Consider the following 26,136-nt stretch of genomic DNA (forward strand, 5'->3'; position numbering starts at 1 on the left):
ATGGACTACTAAGAAGGGATTGATGGTTAAATACGAATTTTTGAATATCAATACACTAAATCATTGGTTAATGGAGATGCGTGGAAATAGGGAGTTTCGGAAGTACGTTGTTAATCCAACACCAAAACTTGTGTGGATAAATTTAGAAGGGTTCCATCAATTTTTGTTATACAAACAACACAAAAATTATAAGTAACGACAAGTAAATTGTGGTACAATGTTGAAAGGAAATTAATGCTTATCGATACTTTTTTTGTGTGCTGTATTAACTCAAACAATCATGTGGGAGTGATTACAACATGGTATCACATACAAAATTACCTAGCGGAAATTATCAAGTGTTAACTAGATATACAGATCCTTTAACGGGTCAAAGAAAAAAAGCGACTGTCACTTATGTAGGTACTACAAGAAAGGCCAAGAGGAACGCTGAAAGACTTCTTGATGAGAAGGTGGATGAACTTATCTCTGAACGTCAATATGATGTTAAAGAGCGAATTACGACGTTTAAGGAATTAGCTGATCATTGGTTTGAATTCTGGCAAGTAGGGGTGAGTCCACAGACCAAAAAAAGAGAAGAACTGGTTTTGCGAAGAGTAAACGAAATCATAGAACCGGATATTTTGGTGAATCGTATGACTCCGTTACTATTAGAGCACTTACTTAATGATTATCAACAAACCTATGATTCTTCATACTCTACAATGATTCACATTAAAAGTACATTAAACAAAATTTTTAGATTTAGTGTGAAACATGGCCTACTTAATTATACTCCTATGTCGGCAGTAGAGCTAAACATGACTCGAGAAAAAAGACAAGAAGTCAGAAAAAAAAGGAAAAAGAAGTATTTAGAGCCGTATGAATTGAACGCTTTTTTTTCAGAAATCAAAAAGAGATTGAATCAGAATTATTTTTATTTAACTGTTTTTTTAGTTTACTCAGGTGTGAGAATTGGGGAAGCTGGCGCCTTAACAAAAGACGATTTTGATTTCACTAAAAATACGGTATCCATTACTAAAAATCTTCTGCATGAATGTGGGTATGTATATGGACCGCCGAAAACAGAGGAATCAGAACGCACCATTCTTTTGCCAAACAATGCAATGAAGATTGTTAAGCAAGCTATTCGTAGTAGTGAAGAACTAACCACTCGTTATACGAAGCGACCATGGAAAACGTATGTTGCTACAGAATCAATTTTTAGAACACTATCTGGAGCCCCAATCACTTCTCAGAGTTTCAGAGGGGTCATTGCACGAGTAGAAAGAAGTCTTTTGTCAAACTGTGAAACCTTGTACGGATTCAAGTGGGTCAAACATGTGACGCCCCACTCTTTTAGGTACATCAACATAACGTATTTAAAAGATAGCGAGGGAGTAGATATAAAAGCGGTACAATCACATGTAGGACATGTAGATATTCAAACGACATTAGGCATTTATGCGCAATCTTCGTTAGTAGGGGAAAAGAAATTAGTAGCAGCTATGGAGAAATGGGATGAGGGAGAAAATTGGCTAAGTATCTCGCCACCCGTCCACTATAATGAGTATTCTACGAAATTAGAAACAGAACTATTAAATTGTTCAAACGAGACAGAACTCTTTTTTTCACTAAAAAGTTTCAAAGAAGTTTTAGGCTTAAGTGAAATGTATTCACCCAGACATATAAGCGGAAATATCTTACCTCGATTGAAAAAAGATTTACTTGAACACTACAGGCTGTTTGACATTCGACCAGTCTACGGGGACAGAAACAGAGTTTTGGGCTACACCATTTCATGGGAAAAATAAAAAACTAAATTGTCCCATGTCTGTCCCATGAAGGCCCTTTTTCTCGTAACTGCGGAAACAGAGTAGGGAAAAAGGTTGATACAATAAGGAGGTGACTAGTCAATATGACTATTCAATGGTTCCCAGGCCACATGGCGAAGGCTCGCCGTGAGGTTTCTGAAAAATTAAAGTTTGTTGATATTGTTTTTGAACTTGTTGATGCGAGATTACCTCTATCTTCAAGAAATCCTATGATGGATCAAATTATTCAGCAAAAGCCTCGTCTGGTGTTATTAAATAAAGCAGACTTAGCAGATCCGCATCAAACAAAGCTATGGCAAGGGTATTTTCAAGAAAAGGGTTTTGTTACATTAGCGATTAATGCACAAGATAACAAAGGGGTTAAAAATATTGTTCCTTCAGCAAAGATTGCTTTAAAAGAAAAAATTGAGCGTGACCGGGCAAGAGGACTTAAACCTAGAGCGATTCGCGCAATGGTTATCGGCATTCCTAACGTCGGAAAGTCGACGTTGATGAATCGTTTGGTTGGAAAAAAGATTGCTCAAACTGGAAACAAACCTGGTGTAACAAAAGGGCAACAGTGGCTACGTTCTGGAACAGAACTTGAATTATTAGATACTCCAGGGATTTTATGGCCCAAGTTTGAAGATCCGGAAATTGGTAAACGACTTGCCTTGACAGGAGCGATTAAAGACCAATTAATTCATTTAGATGATATGGCATTGTATGGTCTAGATTTTTTTGCCCGCTACTATCCTGGACGTCTTTCTGAGAGGTATCAGCTTACGCAAGAACAAGAAAAAGAACTGGCTCCAGAGTTATTGATGACGATTAGTCAAAAACGTGGATTTCGTGAAGACTATGATCGTGCCAGTGAAATGATTGTTTTTGAAATTCGTAGTGGAAAGTTAGGGAGTTATACGTTAGATCGCTATGAGGAGTATGATAAGTAGATGAAAGCAGAGTCTATTGCAGAAATTAAGAAAAACTTGTCCGCCATTACAACAAGTGAGCATGAATACGTTGAAAGCTTACGTAAGGATACTAGAGCAGGTGTTCAAACTGCGTTGAAACAGTTTGATAGGAAAATAGAAAAGCAGGCTCAGTTACTCAAAAAATTACAAGAAATGAGTGAATTTGAAGAACAAGCCTATCAAGAAGGTTATCAGTCTATTGCAGGAATCGATGAGGTTGGAAGAGGACCGTTAGCTGGTCCTGTTATTGCAGCGGCAGTTGTTCTACCAAAAAATTGTGATATATTGGGGTTAAACGACTCAAAGCAGCTCTCGGAGGCTAAGCGCGATCAGTTGTTTGATGAAATTAATGAAAAAGCGGTAGCAATTGGTGTTGGCTTAGTTGATCAATCAGAAATAGATAGGATAAATATTTATCAAGCAAGTAAAAAAGCAATGATGTTGGCTGTAGAGAAATTGGCTGTTCAGCCAGATTTTCTTTTAGTAGACGCTATGACCCTCCCAACACAAACCAGCCAACAAAGCTTGATAAAAGGAGATGCTCGTTCCATCTCTATAGCTGCTGCAAGTATCATTGCAAAAGTAACACGAGATCGTTTAATGAAGGAATACAGTGTGGTTTATCCTTATTACGGTTTTGAACGAAATGCGGGTTATGGAACTAAAGAACACTTACTTGCGCTAGAAACGCATGGAATCACACCTATTCATCGTTTAACCTTTGCACCTGTAAAAAATTATATAAAATAAAAGAAATGCTCTTTTTTTGCGAATACTTATTTTGATGAGTATAGAGAAAGAAGGGTATTTTTTATGTATGAATTAGAAAATTTGCTGTTTAAATTGATATTTTGTCGGGGAATTCGATTAAATGGCTGCTGGCAGTTAATTAAATATGCGCTGGAAAAGCAATACACTCATTTCACAATGGAAGAAATTTTATATTTTGTGGTAGATAGACAACATCAAAAAGCTTTTCGAGATTCATGGTCGGATCTCTCTGATGAGTTTATTCAGCAAAAGAAACAGGAACATTGTTATTTATTTTGTTTGAATGAAGAGTATCCTGAAATGTTATTAGAGATTCCCTATCCGCCTATTTTTTTGTTTTATAAAGGGGACTTAAGATTCTTAATGGAAAAGAAGATTGCTTTTGTTGGCGCACGAGAAGCGACGGGGTATGGGAGACGTGTGGTTCATAGACTTCTTCCTGAACTAGTAAAAGAACAATTCGTGATTATTAGCGGTTTAGCAAAGGGCATTGATACAGAGAGCCACAGAAAAGTTCTTTCGTTAGGAGGAAAGACAATCGGTGTGATTGGTACAGGGCTTGACAATTGTTATCCAGAATCATCTAGAGAACTTCAAGAAGAGATTGCAACAAACCATTTATTACTCTCTGAGTATCCAGATGGAACTGGACCAAGACGACATCATTTTCCCATGAGAAATCGAATCATTGCAGGACTTTCTTTAGGCGCTTGCATAATTGAAGCGAAACAAAGAAGCGGTTCTTTAATTACAGCTCAGATGGCTTTGGAATATGGCAGGGAGGTTTTTGCTGTTCCTGGAGAGATTTTATCAGGCTATTCAGATGGCTGCCATAATCTGATTCAAGATGGCGCAAAATGTGTGTGTTCAGCAAAAGATATTTTAGAAGAATTAACTAATTTTTCGTAACTAGAGAAATTACTTCCTTGACAAACCTTTTTTGAATAGATATGATAGGCTACGATTTGTGAGTTTTTTTACACATATATATAGTAGGAACTCGAAACGCGAAAGGAGTCCATCCGTGTAATGGCCTATAAATATTTAGTAATCGTAGAATCACCAGCAAAAGCAAAAACAATTGAAAAGTATTTAGGAAGAAACTATAAGGTAATGGCTAGTGTTGGTCATATCCGAGATTTGCCAAAAAGTAAAATGGGGATTGATGTTGAAAACAACTATGAACCCCACTATATTTCAATTCGCGGAAAAGGCGATGTAATAAAAAGTTTAAAAGCTGCAGCAAAAAAAGCAGAAAAAGTCTTTCTCGCAAGTGACCCGGATAGAGAAGGAGAAGCAATTGCCTGGCATTTAGCTTATTTATTAGGATTAGATTTATCTGAAAAAAATCGTGTTGTGTTTAATGAGATTACAAAAGAAGCGGTGAAGGCCGCATTTAAAGAACCAAAAACAATTGATGTTGATTTAGTTGATGCACAGCAAGCTAGGCGTGTCCTTGATCGATTAGTTGGCTATTCCATCAGTCCAATCCTTTGGCGAAAAGTGAAAAAAGGATTGAGTGCGGGTCGTGTACAATCTGTTGCGTTGAAGATTATTATTGATCGTGAAAAAGAAATTCGTGCGTTTGTTCCAGAAGAATACTGGAGTATTGACGGAAACTTTAAAAAAGAAAAGAAAAAATTCAAAGCGAATTTCTGGGGTGTGGATGGTAAAAAGAAAAAATTACCAAACGCAGAAGCAGTTAAAGAAGTAACACAGAAAATTACAGGAAAAGATTTTGATGTTACAAAAGTTGAGAAAAAAGAACGCAAACGAAATCCTGCACTTCCATTTACAACAAGTAGCCTGCAACAAGAAGCCGCTCGTAAGTTGAATTTTCGTACAAGAAAAACAATGATGGTTGCGCAACAACTGTATGAAGGAATTGCTTTAGGAAAACAGGGAACAGTTGGTTTAATCACTTACATGCGTACAGATTCAACACGTATAGCGGATAGTGCTAAAAATGAAGCAGCTGAATTTATTGAAACCACTTATGGAAAAGAATTTTCAGTTCATGGTGGGAGAAAAGCGAAGAATGCACAGGGCGCACAAGATGCCCATGAGGCAGTTCGTCCATCGAGCGTATTACGAACACCTGATGAAATGAAAAAATACTTAGACAAAGATCAATTGAAGCTCTATACACTTATTTGGTCTCGATTTGTGGCAAGCCAAATGACCCCTGCTGTTTTAGATACAATGAAAGTCACATTGGCACATAATGGCGTTATTTTTATTGCCAATGGATCAAAAGTAAAATTCAAAGGGTTTATGCAAGTCTATGTAGAAGGTAGAGATGACGGCAAAGAAGATAAAGAAAATATTTTACCTGACTTACAAGTAGGCGATGTGGTAAATTCAGTTGATATTGAACCAAAACAGCACTTTACTCAACCACCTGCTCGATTCAGTGAGGCTACACTAATCAAAGCATTGGAAGAAAATGGCGTGGGTCGTCCATCTACTTATGCACCCACGTTAGATACGATCCAACGAAGATATTACGTGAAGCTTGCTCAAAAGCGATTTGAGCCAACTGAACTAGGCGAAATTGTCAATTCTCTAATTGTTGATTTCTTCCCTCAAATTGTCGATATTCATTTTACTGCAGGTATGGAAGGCGATTTAGATAAAGTGGAAGAAGGAAAAGAGGACTGGATTAAAGTTGTTGACCGCTTCTACAAACCATTTGAAGTTGAATTAACAAATGCAGAAGAAAAGATTGAGAAGATTCAAATTAAAGATGAACCCGCTGGATTTGATTGTGATTTATGTGGTCATCCTATGGTAATCAAGTTAGGAAAATACGGGAAGTTTTACGCATGTAGCAATTTCCCTGATTGTCGAAATACAAAGCCAATTATTAAAGAAATTGGTGTCATTTGTCCTGTGTGTCATGAAGGACAAGTCGTTGAAAGAAAATCGAAGAAAAACCGTATTTTCTTTGGCTGTAGTCGATACCCTGAATGTGAATTTACTTCTTGGGACAAACCAGTTGGGAGAGATTGTCCAAAATGCGGGAAGTATCTGGTTGAAAAGAAAGTTAAAGGTGGAAAGCAAGTCGTCTGCGTAAATGGTGACTATGAAGAAAACGTACAAAAATAATTATTATGAGTGTGAATATATTTTTAGAAAAGAGGGATTCGATGGTTCAGACAGTAAATGTTATTGGCGCTGGCTTAGCAGGAAGTGAGGCTGCTTGGCAAATTGCTCAATCGGGTGTTCCAGTTCGACTTTATGAAATGCGTCCAGTGAAGTCTACAGAAGCACATCAAACAGATAATTTTGCAGAGTTGGTTTGTTCAAACTCGTTGAGAGGAAATAGTTTAGCTAATGCAGTTGGCTTATTAAAAGAAGAAATGAGACGATTAAATTCAGTTGTCATCACTTCTGCTGATCAAACGGCAGTTCCTGCAGGTGGGGCATTGGCGGTAGATAGAGATAGCTTTTCCCAGACTATTACGCAGCGCGTAAAAGAACATCCAATGGTAACAGTGGTAAATGAAGAAGTAACAGACATTCCAGAGGGAATAACAATTATTGCGACAGGGCCGTTGACCTCTGAGCCTTTAGCCGAAGCAATCAAAGAATTCAATGGTTCTGATGGATTTTATTTTTACGATGCGGCAGCGCCAATTTTAGATAAATCAACAATTAATATGGATAAGGTCTACCTGAAATCACGTTATGATAAAGGGGAGGCGGCGTATCTAAATTGTCCAATGACCGAAGAAGAATTTCATGCGTTTCATGATGCGCTAGTTAATGCAGAGGTAGTTCCATTAAAGACCTTTGAAAAAGAAAAATATTTTGAGGGATGTATGCCAATCGAAGTGATGGCACAACGCGGACTTAAAACAATGCTTTTTGGACCAATGAAGCCAGTTGGTCTGGAAGACCCTAAAACTGGGAAACGCCCTTATGCTGTTATTCAGTTGAGACAAGATAACGCTGCGGCCTCTCTTTATAACATTGTTGGATTTCAGACGCATTTAAAATGGGGAGAGCAAAAACGTGTATTCCAAATGATTCCTGGATTAGAGAATGCTGAATTTGTACGTTATGGTGTTATGCACCGTAATAGTTTTATGAATTCACCTGAACTATTGGAACCAACCTACCAATCCAAAAAACGTGATAACTTATTTTTCGCAGGTCAAATGACAGGTGTTGAAGGATATGTTGAAAGCGCAGCTAGCGGACTTCTTGCAGGAATTAATGCGGCACGTTTAGCAAAAGAAGAAGCACCAGTGATTTTCCCTAGAGAGACAGCTATGGGAAGTATGGCGTATTATATTACGCACGCGGAAGGAAAACATTTCCAACCGATGAACGCAAACTATGGTTTATTTCCTGAATTACCCGAAAGAATCCGGGATAAAAAATCGCGTTATGAAGCAATTGCAGCACGCGCACTAGAAGCAAATGAAGAAGTAAAGTCGACATTGTAATTTCGAAATTAGAATCGTAAAATGGGGCAGGAGGGAAATTACCTTCTGGCCCACTATTTTTTTACTAAGTGTGTCATTTTGAAGTTGAAACTTAAGTAATGGAGGAGCTTGAATTATGCCAAGTCAAACATTTCATAACTTGCCGGAAGCAAAAAAAGAGCGAATACTAACAGCCGCATTGAATGAGTTTTCGGTGCATCCTTTGAAAGAAGCACGTGTTTCAGCAATTATTGCAGAAGCAGAGATTTCAAGAGGAGCATTTTACAAATATTTTGAAAATTTAGAGGATCTATATATTTACTTTTATGATTATGCCAAGGTGGATGCGCATCAATTAATCTTTGATGTATTACAAGAAAATAATGGCGATTTATTTTTAGCTTTGAAGGATTATTTCCGTCAGATTCTTACTTGCTACAGTCGAGAAATTTATGCAGACTATTATCGAATGATGCTCTTGCATGAGAGTGACTTTCAAAAGACTCCGAAAGTAGAAGAAATCGAAGCGAATTCTTCTTTGGAAATTCAAAAGAGATTCTTCCAACTAATCGATACAAAACAGCTGAAACTGGAAAATGGACGTGAGTATCAAGAATTTATCGTGTTTCTTACCACGATTATGCATGATTTAATTAAAGATCATTTGATGGAACAACAGCCGATTGCAAAAACAACTGCTCAGTTTGAGCAGAGAATGCACTGGTTAGCTTATGGTATACGTACAGTAGTATGATTTTTTAGAGAATCAATTGGCTGATTCTTATGAATGAATTGTGCCAATTGTGAACAAACTTTGAAATATTGATTAAATTCTGACAATTTGTTTGTTTTTTCAAAATCATTGTGCTACATTGTACATGTATTATTTAGGAGGGGAAAACATGGCTGAAAAAGAGTGGCCAGAGGAGTTTTATCGATACCTTTTAGTTGAAAGAGGATACTCAGAGAAGACACAAGAAGCATACAAAGAAGACCTTGAAAATTTCAAGCTTTTTTTAGAAGAATCAGGGAATGATGAGCTGTTGAAAGTTCAGCATCTAGATGTTCGTGTGTATTTAAGTTTCCTGACGGATAAAGGGTATAGTCGAAATTCTATCAGCCGAAAAATTGCCAGTCTTCGTTCATTCTATCAATACTTATTGAAACAGGAGTTAATTGAGGAGAATCCTTTTTCCTATGTCCATTTGAAAAAGAGCAATCTTCGGTTACCTCGTTTTTTTTACGAGAAAGAAATGGATGCGTTATTTGAAAGTGTCAAAGGAGACAAACCTTTGGATTTTCGAAATCAAGCATTATTGGAAGTGTTGTATGGTTCGGGGCTGCGTGTGAGTGAAGCCGTGACAATGCACATTCAAGACATAGATTTTAGTTCTGGCGTATTGCTGGTTCACGGAAAAGGGAATAAGGAACGATATGTTCCTTTAGGTTCTTTTGCTGCAGATGCTTTACAGGAGTATTTTGAAAAAGGGCGCAATTTTTTGATGAGAAAGTATCAAAAAGAGCATCCTTTTGTTTTTATTAATCACCACGGGGAACCAATTACAGCTACGGGAATTGAATATGTCTTAAACCAAGTAATTAAAAAAAGTAGTCTGGATAGTGATATTCATCCGCATATGCTTCGCCATACATTTGCTACTCATTTGTTAAATAATGGAGCGGACATGCGAACGGTTCAAGAATTGTTGGGACATGCGAATCTGTCGACAACACAAATTTATGCACATGTAACAAAAGAAAGTTTACAAAAAAATTATCGAAGCTTCCATCCGCGTGCATAAATGCATGAAGAGAAAGTGCAGATAAATTCTGGGAGGAAAAATAGATGGTAGAATCACAGTTTCATTCAACGACGATTTGTGCAGTAGAAAAAAATGGGAAATTTGCTATGGCTGGGGACGGTCAAGTGACGATGGGCGAATCAGTTGTTATGAAGGGGACGGCACGTAAAGTACGCCGTATTTATAATGATGAAGTAGTTGTTGGTTTTGCTGGAAGCGTAGCAGATGCATTTACGCTAGAAGAAAAATTTGAAGGCAAACTAAATGAATATAATGGAAATCTTCAACGTGCAGCAGTAGAGCTTGCGCAAGAATGGCGAACACAGCAATCTATGCAAAAGCTTGAAGCAATGCTGATTGTAATGAATGAATCAGAGATGTTGCTTGTTTCAGGAACAGGCGAAGTTATCACGCCTGATGATGGGATATTGGCCATTGGCTCTGGCGGAAATTTTGCGTTATCTGCTGCTCGAGCAATGAAACAATATGGCGGCGACCTCTCAGCTAAGGAAATAGCGGAAAATGCGCTAAATATTGCCGCTGATATTTGTATATTTACCAATCACAATATTATTGTAGAAGAATTGTAAAAGAGGGATTTTAGATGAATGAATTAAATAAAACACCAAAAGAAATTGTTTCTGAGCTGGATGCATATATTATTGGACAACAGGCAGCAAAAAAATCTGTTGCGGTTGCTCTTCGTAATCGTTATCGACGTTTACAGCTTGATGAAAAAATGCAGCAAGATATTACACCAAAGAACATGTTGATGATTGGACCAACTGGAGTTGGAAAGACAGAAATCGCTCGTCGATTAGCAAAAATTGTCAATGCTCCTTTTGTGAAAGTTGAAGCAACAAAGTTTACTGAAGTTGGTTATGTAGGTCGCGATGTTGAGTCGATGGTTCGAGACTTAGTAGAAAATGCAATTCAAATTGTAGAAAAACAGCAGTACAGCAAAGTGTATAGCCAAGCCGTAAAAAAAGCGAATCAGCGACTAGTAAAAGTATTGGTGCCAGGAATTAAAAAAGAGCAAAAACAAAGTGGAAATCAGTTTGAGCAAATGATGAACATGTTTAATGCTGCACAGCAACCACAGGAACCTCAAGAAGAGGTAACAGAAGAAATCAGAGTAAATAGAAAAACTATTTTAGAACAGTTGGAAAAAGGTATTTTAGATAGCCGTGAAGTGACTATCGAAATTGAAGAACCAAAGAAGGCTGCACCTTCGATGAACAACGGTTTGGAGCAGATGGGAATTGATTTAAATGAAACATTAGGTGCTTTATCCCCTAAAAAGAAAGTGGAACGAACTGTAACAGTGAAAGAAGCAAGAGAGCTGTTAATCCAAGAAGAGTCATCTAAATTAGTAAATGATGCAGATATTCATAGTGAAGCGATTCGCTTAGCAGAATCTAGCGGGATTATTTTTATTGATGAAATTGATAAAATTACCTCAAAATCTCAACAGTCAGGAGAAGTTTCCCGAGAAGGTGTTCAAAGAGATATCTTACCGATAGTAGAAGGCTCGCAAGTAAATACGAAATATGGAGCAATTCAAACCGATCACATTTTGTTTATTGCATCTGGCGCATTCCATTTGTCAAAACCAAGCGATTTAATTCCAGAACTTCAGGGACGATTCCCGATTCGAGTGGAATTAGATGACTTGACAGCAGAAGATTTTGTAAAGATTTTGACTGAACCTAATAATGCGTTGGTTAAACAGTATATTGCTTTGATTGGTACAGAAAATGTTTCTGTAACCTTCACGATAGAAGCGATTGAACGGATTGCAAATATTGCGTTTGATGTGAATAGAGATACCGATAATATTGGTGCAAGACGTTTACACACAATTCTTGAAAAGCTATTAGAAGATTTGTTGTTTGAAGCACCAGAAATGCAAATGGGGGATATTACAATTACAGAAAGCTATGTGAATGATAAACTCGCATCTATTGCTCAAAATGAGGATCTAAGTCGTTACATTTTATAAGATAATGGAGGAGTAAAAATGAGTACCTTACTGGAAAAAACGCGTAAAATAAATAAATTATTGCAGCAAAAAAATACGTTTGATATGCAAGCAGATCTTCCTTATGATAAGATGGCCATGATTTTAGGAGATATTCTAGATAGTAATGCATATATCATTAGCGGTGAGGGTGTTTTGTTAGGGTATAATGAAAAACATGATGTGAATAATGAACGTGTAAAAAGTATGTTTATAGAAAAACAGTTTCCTGAATCTTACACAGATGCAGTGGATCAACTGATACGCACGGAGTCTAATATTCCAATCGCCAGTGACTTGACTGCCTTTCCAATAGAATCGAGAGAAAAATTTCCATTTGGGTTAACGACAGTTGTTCCAATTTTTGGTGCTGGTGAACGTTTAGGAACGATCATTTTAGCGAGAATAGAGCAGTCATTTAGTGAAGATGATCTTGTTTTAGCCGAATACGGTGCTACAGTAGTTGGAATGCAAATTTTATATCAGCAATCTCGAAATATTGAAGCAGATGTAAGAAGCACGACAGCTGTTCAAATGGCAATAAATACACTATCTTATAGTGAGTTAAAAGCAGTTCAAGCCATATTTCAAGCGTTGAATGGAGACGAAGGGCGGTTGACTGCTTCAAATATTGCTGACGAGATTGGAATTACGCGCTCAGTCATTGTAAATGCTCTTAGAAAATTAGAATCGGCAGGGATTATTGAGTCACGTTCTCTTGGAATGAAGGGAACCTATCTGAAGGTTTTAAATAAACGATTTAAAGAAGAGCTTGCAAAGCACAATTACTAGGAGGGGCAAACAATGACAGTTATTATTCAAAATGATCAATTAGTCGCAACGATTGCTGAAACAGGTGCTGAGTTAATCAGCCTTAAGTCTAAAGATACAAATATCGAATATATATGGCAAGGCAATCCCGAGTTCTGGGGAAGACATGCGCCTGTTTTATTTCCATTTGTGGGCAAATTAAAAGAGAATCAATATCAATACCAAGGAGAAACCTATTCTATGGCACAGCATGGATTTGCAAGAGATATGGATTTCACTGTTATTAAAAAGGGTGAAGAATCTGTTAGCTTATCACTAAAAAGCACAGAAGAAACAAAGAAAAATTATCCATTTGATTTTGAATTAATCATTACTTACGAATTAGGTGGAGAAGGAATAACCACTTTATATCAAGTAGAAAATACTGGGAAAGAGGAAATGTTTTTTGCAGTAGGTGGTCATCCTGCATTTAATGTTCCTCTAGAAGAAGGTTTAACTTTTGAGGATTATTATATGGCTTTTTCACCGAAAAAATCTCGGCTGAGACTACCGCTAAACGGTCCTTATATTGATTTGGATCAGCGAACATTAGGACAAACGAATACAAATTTAGCTTTGAATCGTGAAATGTTTGAAACAGATGCACTGATTTTTGAGACCAAAGGATTGAATGCATTTTCTATTCGTAGTGAAAAATCATGCCATAGTGTGACTCTGAGTTATAATGATATGCCATATGTTGGTATATGGTCCCCTTATCCAAAAGAAGCACCATTTGTTTGTATCGAACCGTGGTGTGGGATAGCTGACACGTTGAATGCTTCTGGGAACTTAATTGAAAAATACGGAATTAATCAGTTAGCTGCAAATGAATTGTTCAAAACTAAGTATTCAATCACGGTGAAATAAAAGAAAATAAAGAGGAATCTACCGCTATTTCGCGGTAGATTCCTCTTTGTATTTTCATATTTATCATATTATAAAAACAGTGGTTTTTTTATTTGATTATTTTTAAGTTCATATCATTTTATTTATGATAGAGAGTATCCTATACTCATAGTAGAAAGCGCGTTTTCTTATTTTTATTGTGTAGCTACACTGCTCGTTTGAAGAATAAATATTAATTTCTTTTTGAGGAGGAGAATAATGAGAAAGCAAGACTATAGGAGGCTTATGAATGTTAAGCGCTCTCACAAAAAAACGCATCGAGCGTTACTGGTGACCGTTGCATTGTCTTCAGGGATGTTGTTGGCTGAACCTGTTATTTCTTATGTTTCTAATCAGTCATTTGGGGTCGTCGCACATGCAGCTGTTATCTCAGGAGAAGTATTGACGAATCTTTCTCTTAGTAACAGTAGTGGAACATCAACTACCAGTCCGTTTATAACTGATGGTAGTACAAGAAATGTAGATTTTACTATTTCCGGTAATGAGCTTGTAGGTGCCTCAGCAGTGCTGAATGGTCGTCAAGCAGCTGTTTTAACTATTCCTAGTGATTTAGTTGGGTTAGTGAATCCAGCTGGGAATGCATCAATTGATACAAGTATCACTTTGCGATTGAATGAAATTGGACTACTCCAGGAAGTTATAACAACTACAGATAATTTGGTGGATTTTTTAGCAACAACTTTGGAAGATGTTGTGGGAAATGTTACTGGAGTAACGGTTAATGTTGCAGCTGTAAATGAGCAACTTGCACTCTTAAAAAATCTATCGAATTTTGGTCAAGCTCAATTTTCTGCACCTCAAGTATTAACGACAGATGGAAAACATATTTACGCGGTAATGGATGATGGATTAGGCCAAGTAGTTGCTCAAGATGTGACGACAATTCTAACAGATTTACAAAAAGCAGTTACAGAGCTAAAAGCTACAGGTAGTAATATCATCACTAATGGATTGGCGAACACAGTAAACTTAGCACTTGCACCAGTTAAGTTAACCGTGAATACAGCAATTGAAGCTGCGAAGGCAGCCACAGGGGTAGGCGGCTTGCTGATTACTCAAATTGCTGATGCGGCAGTACTAGGAGATACTCAAGTTACTCTACCTACAACGATCAAAGACCCAGATCTTTCTCCGTCGAACAAGAACAATACCCGTGCTCTTTCAGCGGTTGAAGAGCAATTTTCGGGAACCGTTGTAAAAGACAGTCTGATCAATCTTTCTATTTTTTCAGAAGCAGATGGTCGGACATCCATTTGGTATGCCGCACAAGTAACTTTGGTTGCCCCTACTGTTAATGTTGAAGGCGATTCTGTTGAAGGCTATACAGTAACTGGTGTTGCTGATCCAAATGTAACGGTGGATATATATGATAGTGATAATGTACTTGTTGGTACAGGCACAACGGATGAGTTAGGGAATTATACGATTGTGTTAGCGCCAGGAGTTGTTTCTCCTCAAGAAGAAATTAAAGCGAATACGAAAGATACACAAGGCAATGTCAGTCCAGATACAACGGCAATCATACCGGATGATCCAGAAGCCGATGCTGATGCGGATGCCGACGCGGATGCCGATGCTGACGCCGATGCTGACGCTGACGCAGATGCCGATGCTGACGCAGATGCCGATGCTGACGCAGATGCTGATGCTGATGCGGATGCCGATGCTGACGCCGATGCCGACGCTGATGCTGACGCGGACGCGGATGCCGATGCCGATGCTGACGCGGATGCCGATGCTGACGCGGATGCCGATGCTGACGCGGATGCCGATGCTGACGCTGATGCTGATGCTGACGCGGATGCTGATGCCGACGCTGATGCCGACGCCGACGCGGATGCTGACGCGGATGCCGATGCCGATGCTGATGCCGACGCCGATGCCGATGCTGACGCCGATGCCGACGCCGATGCCGACGCGGATGCTGATGCTGACGCGGATGCTGACGCGGATGCCGACGCCGATGCCGACGCTGATGCTGATGCCGACGCGGATGCTGACGCCGATGCCGACGCCGATGCCGATGCCGACGCCGATGCCGACGCCGATGCCGATGCTGACGCCGATGCCGACGCGGATGCTGACGCAGATGCCGATGCTGATGCCGACGCAGATGCCGACGCAGATGCCGACGCAGATGCCGACGCCGATGCCGATGCTGACGCCGATGCGGATGCCGATGCCGATGCTGATGCCGACGCGGATGCCGATGCCGATGCCGACGCGGATGCTGACGCTGACGCCGATGCCGACGCCGATGCGGATGCCGACGCCGATGCCGATGCGGATGCCGATGCCGATGCTGACGCCGATGCTGACGCGGATGCCGATGCCGATGCCGATGCTGATGCTGACGCTGACGCCGATGCCGACGCCGATGCCGACGCCGACGCTGATGCTGATGCCGACGCCGATGCTGACGCGGATGCCGACGCGGATGCCGACGCTGATGCTGATGCCGACGCGGATGCTGATGCCGATGCCGACGCCGATGCTGACGCCGATGCTGATGCTGATGCCGACGCTGATGCTGACGCCGATGCGGATGCTGACGCTGACGCCGATGCCGACGCCGACGCGGATGCGGATGCTGACGCTGACGCAGACGCCGATGCGGATGCTGATGCGGATGCTGACGCGGATGCCGACGCTGACGCGGATGCTGATGCCGACGCCGACGCAGACGCCGATGCGGATGCTGATGCCGATGCCGACGCTGATGCTGATGCTGATGCTGACGCAGATGCCGATGCCGACGCTGATGCTGATGCTGATGCTGACGCAGATGCCGATGCGGATGCTGACACTGATGCGGATGCTGATGCGGATGCCGACGCTGACGCGGATGCGGATGCTGATGCGGATGCCGATGCTGATTCTGACGGCAAACACCCAATTACTTTACCAAATGGTGGACACAAAGGTTCTGGAGGCGGATCATCTCTTATGTTAGGGGGAAAACCTCTACCAAAAACGAATGACACCGTTTCAAGTGAATTGCCAGTAGCTGGTGCCTTGTTAGTGGGTCTGTCTAGCTTAGGATTGTGGATTCGTCGAAAATTTAAACGCGACTAATATTATAAAAGGGGAGGGGATTCCCTCTCCTTTTATTGAAATGAGGGACTAAGAATGGAACGAACAGCGCATGAGCTCATCTCACAATTAAAAGAGAAATTCATTGACTTAACCATTGAACATACGCAAATCATTTTTGTTATTAGCGTTGGGAATCTTCAACAACGAGTATCTGTAACAGAATATTATTGTAAAAATCAAGCAGAAGCAGTTAAAAAATTAACTAGATTTTTAGATAAATTGAAGACGTTTCCTCTTTTTTTTCGAATAGATATTCTTACTGATGAAGAAAAATTCTCGTACATCGAAATGAATGAACGACTACAAGCGATAAAAAGAAATAATTATTACGAGTTTGGCATACGAGTAGAGGGAAGAAAGAGACGACTATTTTTAAAAGAAGAGCTGATGGGAAACGCACTATTAAAGCCTGATAACAAACATAGAGTAGGATACAATCTTCCAAATCTTTCTTGGAATGATCAAAATGTCCGTGGATATGTGAATAGGAAATACAAAGTCATCGAGCCGTCTATTCGTTACTTTGAACAAGCAGATTTTTATCAATTTAAGACGGTTGGATTTTTTTTCTATGAGAATTCTTTAATGGATTTAAATGAATTGGGAAATGGCAATGAACTACGTAAAATCGATGAAGACCAGTGGGGAAAAACGATTGATGAAGTGATTGTTCAAGGGAAAAGTTATTTGGAAAATCAACTGAAGGAAACCGGAAAGTTTTACTATGGTTATTTTCCTTGTTATCAACAATTGATTACAGGTTATAATTCTGTCAGACATTTTTCTAGTCTGTATGCTCTAAGCGAATCAATGGATTATATTGGGGACAAAAAAGGGCAGGAAAAAGTGAAACTTGGCTTAAGATGGGGATTGAATAATCTGGGAAAATGGATTGGAGATTTCTTCGTTATCCAGGATGGCGCTGGTGATTCAATAGAGTGTAAGCTAGGGGCACAAGCAACTGCTATTCTGGCTCTTTCAAAATATACTGAAATCACTAAGGATAGAGCGTTTTTACCTCTTATGAATCAGCTAGTGAGAACCGTCCAGAATAAGTTTTTTTCAGAAGATGGTTCACCTATTCATGTATTAGATAAACAGCTGGATAGGAAAGAAAAATTCCGGATTATTTATTATGATGGAGAGCTGGTCTTCAGTTTACTGCGTGCGTATCAGGTAACAAAGATTGATGACTATCTGCAGCTAGCCAAGCGTTTGATGGATTATTTTGTTTTGAACCGCTATGAAAAGTATCATGACCATTGGCTCAGTTACGCGACAAATGAGATGGTAAAATACGATCAGGATGCACGCTATTTTACATTTGGTTTAGCTAATGTATTAAATAATTTATCCTTTATAGAGCAAAGAGATACTGCTTATCCCACGATGTTAGAACTACTAGATGCTGCAGTTGAAATGATGCAAAGTATTGAGAAATTAGGGAAACAAATGGAGCTGTTTGATTCTCTACAGAGTTTTCAAGAAACAAAAGAAAGAATTGAATCTGTTATGACCAAACGAGCGCGACATGAGGTTCAGACAGGTGTAATGTTTCCTGAGTTTGCAGCCTTTTTTAAAGAACCCCAAACGATTCTAAATGGATTTTACACGCGACATGATCGTTTCAGGATGCGTATTGATGATGCAGAGCATTTTTTATCAGGGCTCATTCATTATCAATTAGTTAACCAATCTAAGGAGATGATGAGAGATGTTTCTTAGAAGTACGGGAAGCTGGATACGTTTTTTCTTTTTCATTTGTATAGGAATTTCCTATATCGTGTTACGAAAAACGCACAGAAAGAAATACGAAAAACAGGAAGATGAGAACTTATCCAATTATTCAAAAAATGAAGAGGGGTTGTATCCTTGGGAAGTAGATACGGATGACTCCCCAGAAAAAATCCCCACAGATGCGGTTCGATTTGTAAATAATCATCGGCCAAAGAGGGGGCGCTGGTAAAATGAATGAAGTACACCATGCAGCAATTGCCAGTTCTTTTGAAGAGTTATTTGATGGCTATTATTTTCGTGAGAAACCAACAGATCAGACTCGTTTAACAAATGTTGAATATTTTTCCCAGCATTTACGCAGTCTATCAGACTATTCAGAAACCATTTTTGTCTGTATCACGCCAGAAAAACGTGCATATGTTAATCGCAGGCCAGTATCATGGATAGACGGAAATAAGCAAATAAAAGGAATAGAAAACAGACTGGGATTAATTGTCACCGAACATCCTATAGAGGATGAAAAGATAACAACACCTCAATTCATTGTAAAGGATAGCTGGGTATTTTTATTACAACTAACTGCTTATCTACGCAATCAATTCACAGGACCAGTTGTTGCTATTACGGGTTCAGCGGGGAAAACCTCAACAAGGTTGTTAATTTCTCATTTATTTCGTGAAAAAAAAGTGCTTGAAAATCGAGGGAATCATAATGTCCGTTTTGCTATTCCATTATACGGAAGTAAGCTATTAAGTGCGCCAGACCTTGTTAATTTAGAAATTTCTTTAAATGCATTAAACAGCTATGATACAGGTTCCATGTCAAATTTGGTCAAGCCAACCATTGCAATTGTTACATCTATTGGTGAAGCACATTTGAGTTCACTGAAAAATACGGAAACTGTTGCTTTGTACAAGTCAAAAATTTTTGAAGGACTGGATCAAACAGGTGTTGCATTAATCAACCGAGACATGGGTGAAAAAGAATTTTCCATTTTACTTGAAGCTGCGAAAAAGCACACGGAAATAATTTATACGTATTCGTTAACGAACCAGCAATGTGATGTTTATGTGAGAAGGATGGAGAGTCATCGAGAATATACGGAAATTGACGTTCAATTTTTCAATCAACGTGTCAGCTATAAAATGCAAACAGCCTCTGAAGGAATGATTGCGAACAGCTTAGCTGCCTTGTTAACCGTCTGGGTGATTAAAGGGGAAATAAAATCAGTTTTAGAAAAATTTGAAGACTTTCATTCTTTGCCTAAAATACTTGAAAAAAAAGAATTAAATTTGATGGATGGAAAAACTATTACTTTGATTGATGACAGCCACAACGCTTCGGTTCCAGCGATGAAGAATGCAATTGACTATTTTCATCAGCTTCAGCCTTTTTATAAAGGAAATGCGATTTTAGTTTTAGGGCAAATTGCAGACTTGGGCGATACTGGTCCCAGTCAACATGAAAAGTTTCGTATTATAATAGAAGAAAGTACAGCGGATTTTATTTTTGGCTATGGGAAATTGTTCCAACCAATCTTTCAGACACATGAAGCAAAGTCCTCTATTCAATGGTTTGAAACGTTGGAGGAGCTGCAAAAAGCAATTACAGATAAGATGAATGAGGATAGCCTTATTTTGCTAAAAGGCTCAGTAACAGGCAGTGATTTTTATAAATTGGGTGAGCAGCTGAAAAAGAGTGTAGGGAGATAGTCATTCATAGAGCGAGCGCAGGACATAACTAAAAACAGTTATATCCTGCGCTCTTAAACTCTTAATAAAGGTCGAAATAGAAGAGATTCTATCTATTTAGCCTCTTTTTTCTTTTTTACTACTATTTAGTCCAAAGGGGACTCGACTTTCGGTTCCTTTTGCAATGCGCTGGATATTTTCTCTATGTCGATAAAAAATAAAAGCTGACACGCATACTGCGATGATTGTAAGCAGCCAATTTTGTTCTGGCAAAATTGCAGGAAAAACCAGAGGAACAATCATTGTCGAAAGAGTAATCAATACTGCACTAATCATGCTTGTAAGACTAACCATGCTCGTTAAAAATAAAAAGAGTACAAAAATTGCTGAGGAGTAGATAAAAAACAGCGGACTATAGCCAAGCAACATTCCTGCACTCGTGGCAACTGCTTTTCCTCCTTTAAATCCCGCAAAGATCGGAAAAGTATGGCCTAAAATAGCACATACACCAAACCAGAGAGGATTAATGGTCGTATCGTGAAACAAAGTAGGCAGACTAGTTGCTAAGGTTCCTTTTAAGATGTCCATAGCTAAAACAACAATTCCAGCTTGTTTTCCAAGCACACGGAAGGTATTTGTTGTTCCGCTGTTTCCACTACCAAATAGGCGGATATCCTTTTTAAAGAATAACTTCCCAATCCAGACCCCAGAGGGAATGGAACCTAATAAGTAGGCAAGAAGGAGTAAGATAACGGTTTTCATTGTAAGACCTCTTTCTCGTTTAACGTATGGCTAATTTTATCATGAATGGTTTCGTGGAACAATCACAAATTCAAAGGGAATGAAGAGCTTATTTTTAATGAATATGCCGAAAAAATAGGCAAAACCACAAATTTAGTGTAACATGAAAGGGATTCGTAAGGATATTTATATGTATTTTAAATTTAGTGACCAAAGGAGCGCATGAAAAATGGTATTTCAAAATCCAGCACAAGAAGTTATTAATGGTTATTTAAAAGAAGCAAAAACGATTGCAGTTGTCGGCTTGAGTAATAAACCTGATCGTGTGAGTTATGAGATTGCTCAGCTATTACAAAATAAAGGATATAAAATTTTTCCTGTAAATCCTGTATTGGCGGGTCAGGAAATTCTTGGAGAGCCAGTTGTTGAAAAACTGACAGATATTAAAGAGACGATAGATATTGTTGATATTTTCAGACGAAGTGAATTTTTGCCGGAAGTGGCAGAAGAATTCATAAAAACAGATGCGAAGGTCTTTTGGGCACAGCTAGGATTATTTAGTCAGGAAGCCGCAGACATTCTCAAATCTGCTGGCAAAAACGAGGTTGTTATGGACCGGTGTGTAAAAATTGAGTTAAGAAATTTGTAAGGTTCCAGAGGGTTTTTCAAGAGCCCTCTTTTTTTTGAGAACTATTTAGAGTATTATATTAACGATACGGTGAAGACCGTGTATGCTGTTTAGAAGGAGAGTTTGCTTTGGCAAAAAAAATCAACAATGAATATAATGATGCCTCAATCCAAGTACTTGAAGGATTAGAAGCAGTAAGAAAACGACCAGGAATGTATATTGGTTCAACTGATAGTCGCGGGCTACACCACCTTGTTTATGAAATTGTCGATAACGCAGTAGATGAAGCCTTATCCGGTTATGGAAATGAGATTAGCGTAGCTATCCATAAAGATAATAGCATCAGCATTAAAGATACTGGCCGGGGGATGCCTGTTGGGATGCATGCTTCAGGAATTCCAACAGTAGAGGTAATTTTTACTGTCTTGCATGCTGGTGGAAAATTTGGTCAAGGCGGATATAAAACATCAGGCGGGCTGCATGGTGTGGGGGCAAGTGTTGTAAATGCACTCTCAAAATGGTTAACTGTGACGATAGTCCGTGACGGAGTTGAGTACCAACAAAAATTTAAAAATGGTGGAAAACCAGATGGTACTTTGAAAAAAATTGGTAAAACACGTAAACCAACAGGGACAACTGTTCAATTTTTACCCGATGATACGATTTTTTCAACCATCAAGTTCTCCTATGAAACCCTAGCAGAGCGTTTAAGAGAATCTGCTTTCTTATTAAAAGGGGTTAAAATTAATTTAACGGATGAACGAGGAGAAGAAACCATTACGGAGACCTTCCACTTTGAAGAGGGAATTAAAGAGTTTGTTGACTATCTGAATGAAGAAAAAGATACGTTGACACCGGTCATTTATTTTTCAGGAGAAAAAGAAGGAATTGAAGTAGAGGTTGCTTTTCAATACAACGATGGCTATTCAGAAAATGTTTTATCCTTTGTTAATAATGTTCGGACAAAAGATGGTGGAACCCATGAAGTGGGAATGAAAACATCTATGACAAAATCCTATAATGAATATGCTAGAAAAGTCGGCTTGTTAAAGGAAAAAGACAAGAACCTTGAAGGAAGCGATTTTAGAGAAGGTCTAGCAGGCGTACTTTCTATTCGTGTACCAGAACATCTTTTACAATTTGAAGGGCAAACAAAAGAAAAATTAGGTACACCGATTGCTCGTTCTGTGGTAGATAATGTCCTTGGAGAGCAAATGGGTTTTTATCTGCTTGAAAATAGTGAAATGAGCCAAATGCTTATCCGTAAAGCGATTAAGGCACGTGAAGCTCGTGAAGCGGCTCGAAAAGCCCGGGAAGAAAGCCGTTCTGGTAAAAAACGCAAAAAAGGAGAATCCCTTCTTTCAGGGAAGCTCACTCCAGCACAATCTAGAAATCCTAAGCGAAATGAAATCTATTTAGTGGAAGGGGATTCCGCTGGCGGCTCCGCAAAACAAGGAAGAGATCGTAAGTTCCAAGCTATCTTGCCTTTACGTGGAAAAGTAATTAATACAGAAAAAGCAAAGATGCAGGATATTTTAAAGAATGAAGAAATTAATACTATGATTTATACCATCGGTGCGGGTGTTGGACCCGAGTTTTCTATTGAAGACTGCAACTATGACAAAGTGATTATCATGACCGATGCGGATACAGATGGTGCTCATATTCAGGTATTGCTGTTAACATTCTTTTATCGTTATATGAAGCCTTTAATTGAAGCTGGGAAGGTTTATATTGCCTTACCTCCATTATATAAGGTTTCAAAAGGCGTAGGAAAAAAACAAGTAATTGAGTATGCGTGGACAGACGAAGAGCTAGATGAAATCACTAAAAAAATCGGAAAAGGCTATATGCTTCAACGATATAAAGGACTTGGCGAAATGAACGCCGATCAGCTGTGGGAAACGACGATGGATCCTGAAACCCGTACGTTAATTCGAGTAAGAATTGATGATGCAGCACAAGCAGAGCGTAGAGTAACAACATTAATGGGCGATAAAGTAGAACCTCGTCGTAAATGGATTGAAAAACATGTTCAGTTTACATTAGAAGAAGACGGCAGTATCCTGGATAAAAAAGAGGACACCAGCCATTCAGTGAATGAGACAGTTGCAAAAGAAACGGCTGATGAAACGCAAGATATAGAAGAAATATCGTTATTTGGTGAAGAATAGGAGGTTGCCCAAATGGAAAAAAGACAAGATGTACAAGAATTAACATTAGAAGAAGTCATGGGTGACCGTTTTGGTCGGTATTCAAAATATATTATTCAAGAACGTGCATTACCAGATATTAGAGATGGGTTGAAACCTGTTCAACGACGTATTTTATATGCAATGAATAAAGATGGAAATACCTATGATAAAGGATTCCGTAAATCAGCAAAGTCTGTTGGGAATATTATGGGGAACTATCACCCGCACGGAGATAGCAGTATCTATGAAGCTATGGTACGTATGAGTCAAGATTGGAAATTGCGTGAAGTTCTGATTGAAATGCATGGAAATAACGGAAGTATGGATGGTGATCCACCAGCTGCAATGCGTTACACGGAAGCTCGACTATCAGAGCTTAGCGGAGAGCTTTTAAAAGATATTGAAAAGGATACTGTTGACTTAGTTTGGAACTTTGATGATACAGAAAAAGAGCCGACTGTTTTGCCAGCAAAATATCCTAACTTACTGGTGAATGGTTCTACAGGGATTTCTGCGGGATATGCTACTGAAATTCCGACGCATAATCTAACGGAAATTATTGATGGAACAATCTACCTAATTGATCATCCAACTGCGAAATTAGAAAAATTGATGGAGTTTATTCCTGGTCCTGATTTTCCAACAGGAGGAATTCTGCAAGGAAAAGAGGAAATACGAAAAGCCTATGAAACAGGTAGAGGAAAAGTTATTCTTCGCTCACAAACTCGAATTGAAGCACTAAAAGGGAATAAACAACAAATTGTCATCTCAGAAATTCCTTATGAAGTAAACAAAGCGAACTTAGTGAAGAAAATGGATGAAATTCGTTTGAACAAAAAGATTGATGGAATTGCAGAAGTTCGTGATGAGAGCGATAGAACAGGATTACAGATTGTTGTAGAGCTCAAAAAGGATGCAAATGCAGAAGGAATTTTGAACTATCTCTTTAAGAATACAGAGCTTCAAATAAACTATAACTTTAATATGGTTGCTATCGATAATATGACGCCTCAACAAGTAGGCTTGAAACATATCCTGCAAAGCTATGTGAATCATCGGAAATCTGTTATTACAAAACGAAGCTTGTTTGAATTAGAAAAAGCGCAGAAACGTCAGCACATTGTCGACGGTTTGATGAAGGCTTTGTCTATATTAGATGAGGTTATTGCAACGATTCGGGGAAGTAAAGATAAAAAAGATGCCAAAATGAATTTGGTTGCTGAATTTAAATTTACAGAAGAGCAGGCAGAAGCAATCGTGAACCTGCAGCTCTACCGATTGACGAATACAGATATTACGCAATTGCAAAAAGAATCAGAGGAGTTAGCAGCAGAAATATTTGAGCTTCAAAAGATTCTTGGCGATGACAAGGAACTGTTTATGGTCATGAAAAAAGAACTGCGTGAAGTGAAAAAACAATACGGAAACGATCGAATGACCAAAATTGAAGATGAGATTCAAGAAATTAAAATCGAAACAGAAGTGTTGGTTACTCAAGAAGACGTGGTTGTTACAGTGACACATGAAGGCTACATCAAGCGCAGTAGCTTACGTTCCTATGCGGCTTCAAAACCAGAAGAGCTTGGAATGAAGGATGGAGATTTCGTTCTTTATACAGGACAGGCGAATACATTAGATCATTTGTTACTGGTGACTAATAAAGCGAATGTTATCTACCGTCCGATTCATGAGCTGCCAGATTTAAAATGGAAGGAAATTGGTGAGCATATTTCGCAAACTATCTTAAATCTTTCAATTGATGAGTCGATTATTGCGGTATTCCCTTACAAAGAAATTAATCCGTTAAAAACCTTTGTATGTATCAGTAAGCAAGGACTCATTAAGCAAACGAGAATGAGTGATTTCGAACCATGGCGTACCTATAAGAGTCGCCCAGCATCTTGTATGAAGTTCAAAGATGCTGCCGACGAGTTAACCACTGTATTTTTAACTGACCAACAGGAAGATTTTGATGTATTTTTAGTTAGTCATAGAGGATTTGGGTTACGTTATCCACTTACAGAAGTCCCTGTAGTTGGTGCAAAAGCTGCAGGAGTGAAGTCAATGAATCTAAAAGAAGGCGACTTTGTTGTAAATGGTCTGTTAGTTTATCCAGAAGGGGATACACCAATTGTCATTGTGACCCAACGTGGTGCAGTGAAACGAATGCTAGCACAAGAATTACCACAGCTTGGCAGAGCCAAACGTGGATTGATGGTATTAAGAGAGTTGAAAAAAAATCCGCACCGGGTATCGTATATGGGAGATGGGAATAATCATCCATTGCTGCTTGTAAATCAGAAAGGGCAGCAAATAGAAATAATTCCTAGTCAGTCCCCGATAAGCGATCGTATGTCTAATGGTTCATTTGCATTAGATGAAAAGCAAGGTGGGGAAATCATGGAAGTTCATGAATTAAAAGAGGCATCTATCGATACTGATAGTCCAACTGTTATATAGTTTTTGATAAAAACGGCTTCTGTACTAATACAGAAGCCGTTTTATTTGTCTTAAAAAAAGAATAAATAATTACTTC

The 26,136-nt window shown here is 38.9% G+C and carries 21 protein-coding genes and 1 pseudogene; 20 read left to right on the forward strand and 2 right to left on the reverse strand.

Annotated elements, in window-relative coordinates; genetic code table 11:
- Positions 1 to 299: 299 nt before the first annotated feature.
- From I589_RS08035 to I589_RS18770, 13 genes and pseudogenes are all read left to right on the forward strand, one after another.
- Positions 300 to 1,793 carry a tyrosine-type recombinase/integrase gene (locus I589_RS08035; RefSeq protein WP_010768606.1) on the forward strand — a complete coding sequence of 498 codons (1,494 nt, stop codon included), beginning with the start codon at positions 300 to 302 and terminating at the stop codon, positions 1,791 to 1,793.
- A 104-nt stretch (positions 1,794 to 1,897) separates the two neighbouring features.
- Positions 1,898 to 2,746, forward strand: coding sequence for a ribosome biogenesis GTPase YlqF (gene ylqF / locus I589_RS08040; RefSeq protein ID WP_010768605.1), 849 nt, complete (start codon positions 1,898 to 1,900; stop codon positions 2,744 to 2,746).
- Complete coding sequence (locus I589_RS08045; RefSeq protein WP_010768604.1) at positions 2,747 to 3,517, forward strand: ribonuclease HII; 771 nt, start codon at positions 2,747 to 2,749, stop codon at positions 3,515 to 3,517.
- A gap of 63 nt (positions 3,518 to 3,580) precedes the next feature.
- Positions 3,581 to 4,447 carry a DNA-processing protein DprA gene (gene dprA / locus I589_RS08050; protein WP_010768603.1) on the forward strand — a complete coding sequence of 289 codons (867 nt, stop codon included), beginning with the start codon at positions 3,581 to 3,583 and terminating at the stop codon, positions 4,445 to 4,447.
- 120 nt (positions 4,448 to 4,567) lie between these two features.
- The gene (gene topA / locus I589_RS08055) at positions 4,568 to 6,646 is read left to right on the forward strand and encodes a type I DNA topoisomerase (protein ID WP_010768602.1); all 2,079 of its coding nucleotides are present in this window, start codon (positions 4,568 to 4,570) and stop codon (positions 6,644 to 6,646) included.
- A gap of 41 nt (positions 6,647 to 6,687) precedes the next feature.
- Positions 6,688 to 7,992: an FADH(2)-oxidizing methylenetetrahydrofolate--tRNA-(uracil(54)-C(5))-methyltransferase TrmFO gene (trmFO, locus tag I589_RS08060; protein ID WP_010768601.1), complete on the forward strand. Its 1,305-nt coding sequence runs from the start codon at positions 6,688 to 6,690 to the stop codon at positions 7,990 to 7,992.
- A 115-nt stretch (positions 7,993 to 8,107) separates the two neighbouring features.
- On the forward strand, positions 8,108 to 8,725 hold the full coding sequence (locus tag I589_RS17820; RefSeq protein WP_010768600.1) for a TetR/AcrR family transcriptional regulator: 618 nt from the start codon (positions 8,108 to 8,110) through the stop codon (positions 8,723 to 8,725).
- Between the two features lie 148 nt (positions 8,726 to 8,873).
- A complete protein-coding gene (gene xerC, locus I589_RS08070; RefSeq protein WP_010768599.1) occupies positions 8,874 to 9,773 on the forward strand; it encodes a tyrosine recombinase XerC in 900 nt (299 codons plus the stop codon).
- Positions 9,774 to 9,817: 44 nt separating this feature from the next.
- A complete protein-coding gene (hslV, locus tag I589_RS08075; protein ID WP_010768598.1) occupies positions 9,818 to 10,363 on the forward strand; it encodes an ATP-dependent protease subunit HslV in 546 nt (181 codons plus the stop codon).
- A gap of 14 nt (positions 10,364 to 10,377) precedes the next feature.
- The gene (hslU, locus tag I589_RS08080; RefSeq protein WP_010768597.1) at positions 10,378 to 11,775 is read left to right on the forward strand and encodes an ATP-dependent protease ATPase subunit HslU; all 1,398 of its coding nucleotides are present in this window, start codon (positions 10,378 to 10,380) and stop codon (positions 11,773 to 11,775) included.
- 18 nt (positions 11,776 to 11,793) lie between these two features.
- Positions 11,794 to 12,585: a GTP-sensing pleiotropic transcriptional regulator CodY gene (gene codY / locus I589_RS08085; protein ID WP_010768596.1), complete on the forward strand. Its 792-nt coding sequence runs from the start codon at positions 11,794 to 11,796 to the stop codon at positions 12,583 to 12,585.
- A gap of 12 nt (positions 12,586 to 12,597) precedes the next feature.
- Positions 12,598 to 13,473: an aldose 1-epimerase family protein gene (locus tag I589_RS08090; protein WP_010768595.1), complete on the forward strand. Its 876-nt coding sequence runs from the start codon at positions 12,598 to 12,600 to the stop codon at positions 13,471 to 13,473.
- 333 nt (positions 13,474 to 13,806) lie between these two features.
- A pseudogene (locus tag I589_RS18770) lies at positions 13,807 to 14,760 on the forward strand (adhesive domain-containing protein); the annotation flags it as partial.
- 183 nt (positions 14,761 to 14,943) lie between these two features.
- Here the strand turns inward: I589_RS18770 and I589_RS18775 are convergent.
- Positions 14,944 to 16,404: a hypothetical protein gene (locus I589_RS18775; RefSeq protein ID WP_428829663.1), complete on the reverse strand. Its 1,461-nt coding sequence runs from the start codon at positions 16,402 to 16,404 to the stop codon at positions 14,944 to 14,946.
- Positions 16,405 to 16,458: 54 nt separating this feature from the next.
- Between I589_RS18775 and I589_RS18780 the strand changes: the two genes are divergently transcribed.
- The 4 genes from I589_RS18780 to I589_RS08110 are packed head-to-tail and all read left to right on the forward strand — an operon-like array spanning position 16,459 to position 20,057.
- Entirely contained in the window at positions 16,459 to 16,587 is a 129-nt protein-coding gene (locus I589_RS18780) for an LPXTG cell wall anchor domain-containing protein (RefSeq protein WP_425387000.1), read from the forward strand.
- 54 nt (positions 16,588 to 16,641) lie between these two features.
- Positions 16,642 to 18,333 carry a glycoside hydrolase family protein gene (locus tag I589_RS08100; protein WP_010768592.1) on the forward strand — a complete coding sequence of 564 codons (1,692 nt, stop codon included), beginning with the start codon at positions 16,642 to 16,644 and terminating at the stop codon, positions 18,331 to 18,333.
- Positions 18,323 to 18,574, forward strand: coding sequence for a hypothetical protein (locus I589_RS08105; protein WP_010768591.1), 252 nt, complete (start codon positions 18,323 to 18,325; stop codon positions 18,572 to 18,574). The genes I589_RS08100 and I589_RS08105 overlap by 11 nt, the downstream gene beginning before the upstream one ends.
- A 1-nt stretch (position 18,575) precedes the next feature.
- Positions 18,576 to 20,057, forward strand: a complete 1,482-nt coding sequence (locus I589_RS08110) for a Mur ligase family protein (protein ID WP_010768590.1) — start codon at positions 18,576 to 18,578, stop codon at positions 20,055 to 20,057.
- Positions 20,058 to 20,153: 96 nt separating this feature from the next.
- Here I589_RS08110 and plsY read toward each other — a convergent pair whose 3' ends face one another.
- The gene (gene plsY, locus I589_RS08115) at positions 20,154 to 20,798 is read right to left on the reverse strand and encodes a glycerol-3-phosphate 1-O-acyltransferase PlsY (RefSeq protein WP_010768589.1); all 645 of its coding nucleotides are present in this window, start codon (positions 20,796 to 20,798) and stop codon (positions 20,154 to 20,156) included.
- Positions 20,799 to 21,006: 208 nt separating this feature from the next.
- Between plsY and I589_RS08120 the strand changes: the two genes are divergently transcribed.
- From I589_RS08120 to parC, 3 genes are all read left to right on the forward strand, one after another.
- Positions 21,007 to 21,426, forward strand: coding sequence for a CoA-binding protein (locus tag I589_RS08120; protein ID WP_010768588.1), 420 nt, complete (start codon positions 21,007 to 21,009; stop codon positions 21,424 to 21,426).
- Positions 21,427 to 21,533: 107 nt separating this feature from the next.
- Entirely contained in the window at positions 21,534 to 23,579 is a 2,046-nt protein-coding gene (gene parE / locus I589_RS08125; protein ID WP_010768587.1) for a DNA topoisomerase IV subunit B, read from the forward strand.
- 12 nt (positions 23,580 to 23,591) lie between these two features.
- Positions 23,592 to 26,060, forward strand: coding sequence for a DNA topoisomerase IV subunit A (parC, locus tag I589_RS08130; RefSeq protein WP_010768586.1), 2,469 nt, complete (start codon positions 23,592 to 23,594; stop codon positions 26,058 to 26,060).
- The last annotated feature ends 76 nt before the right edge of the window (positions 26,061 to 26,136 follow it).

Source organism: Enterococcus phoeniculicola ATCC BAA-412 (assembly GCF_000407505.1).
In the GTDB taxonomy this organism is placed as follows: domain Bacteria; phylum Bacillota; class Bacilli; order Lactobacillales; family Enterococcaceae; genus Enterococcus_K; species Enterococcus_K phoeniculicola.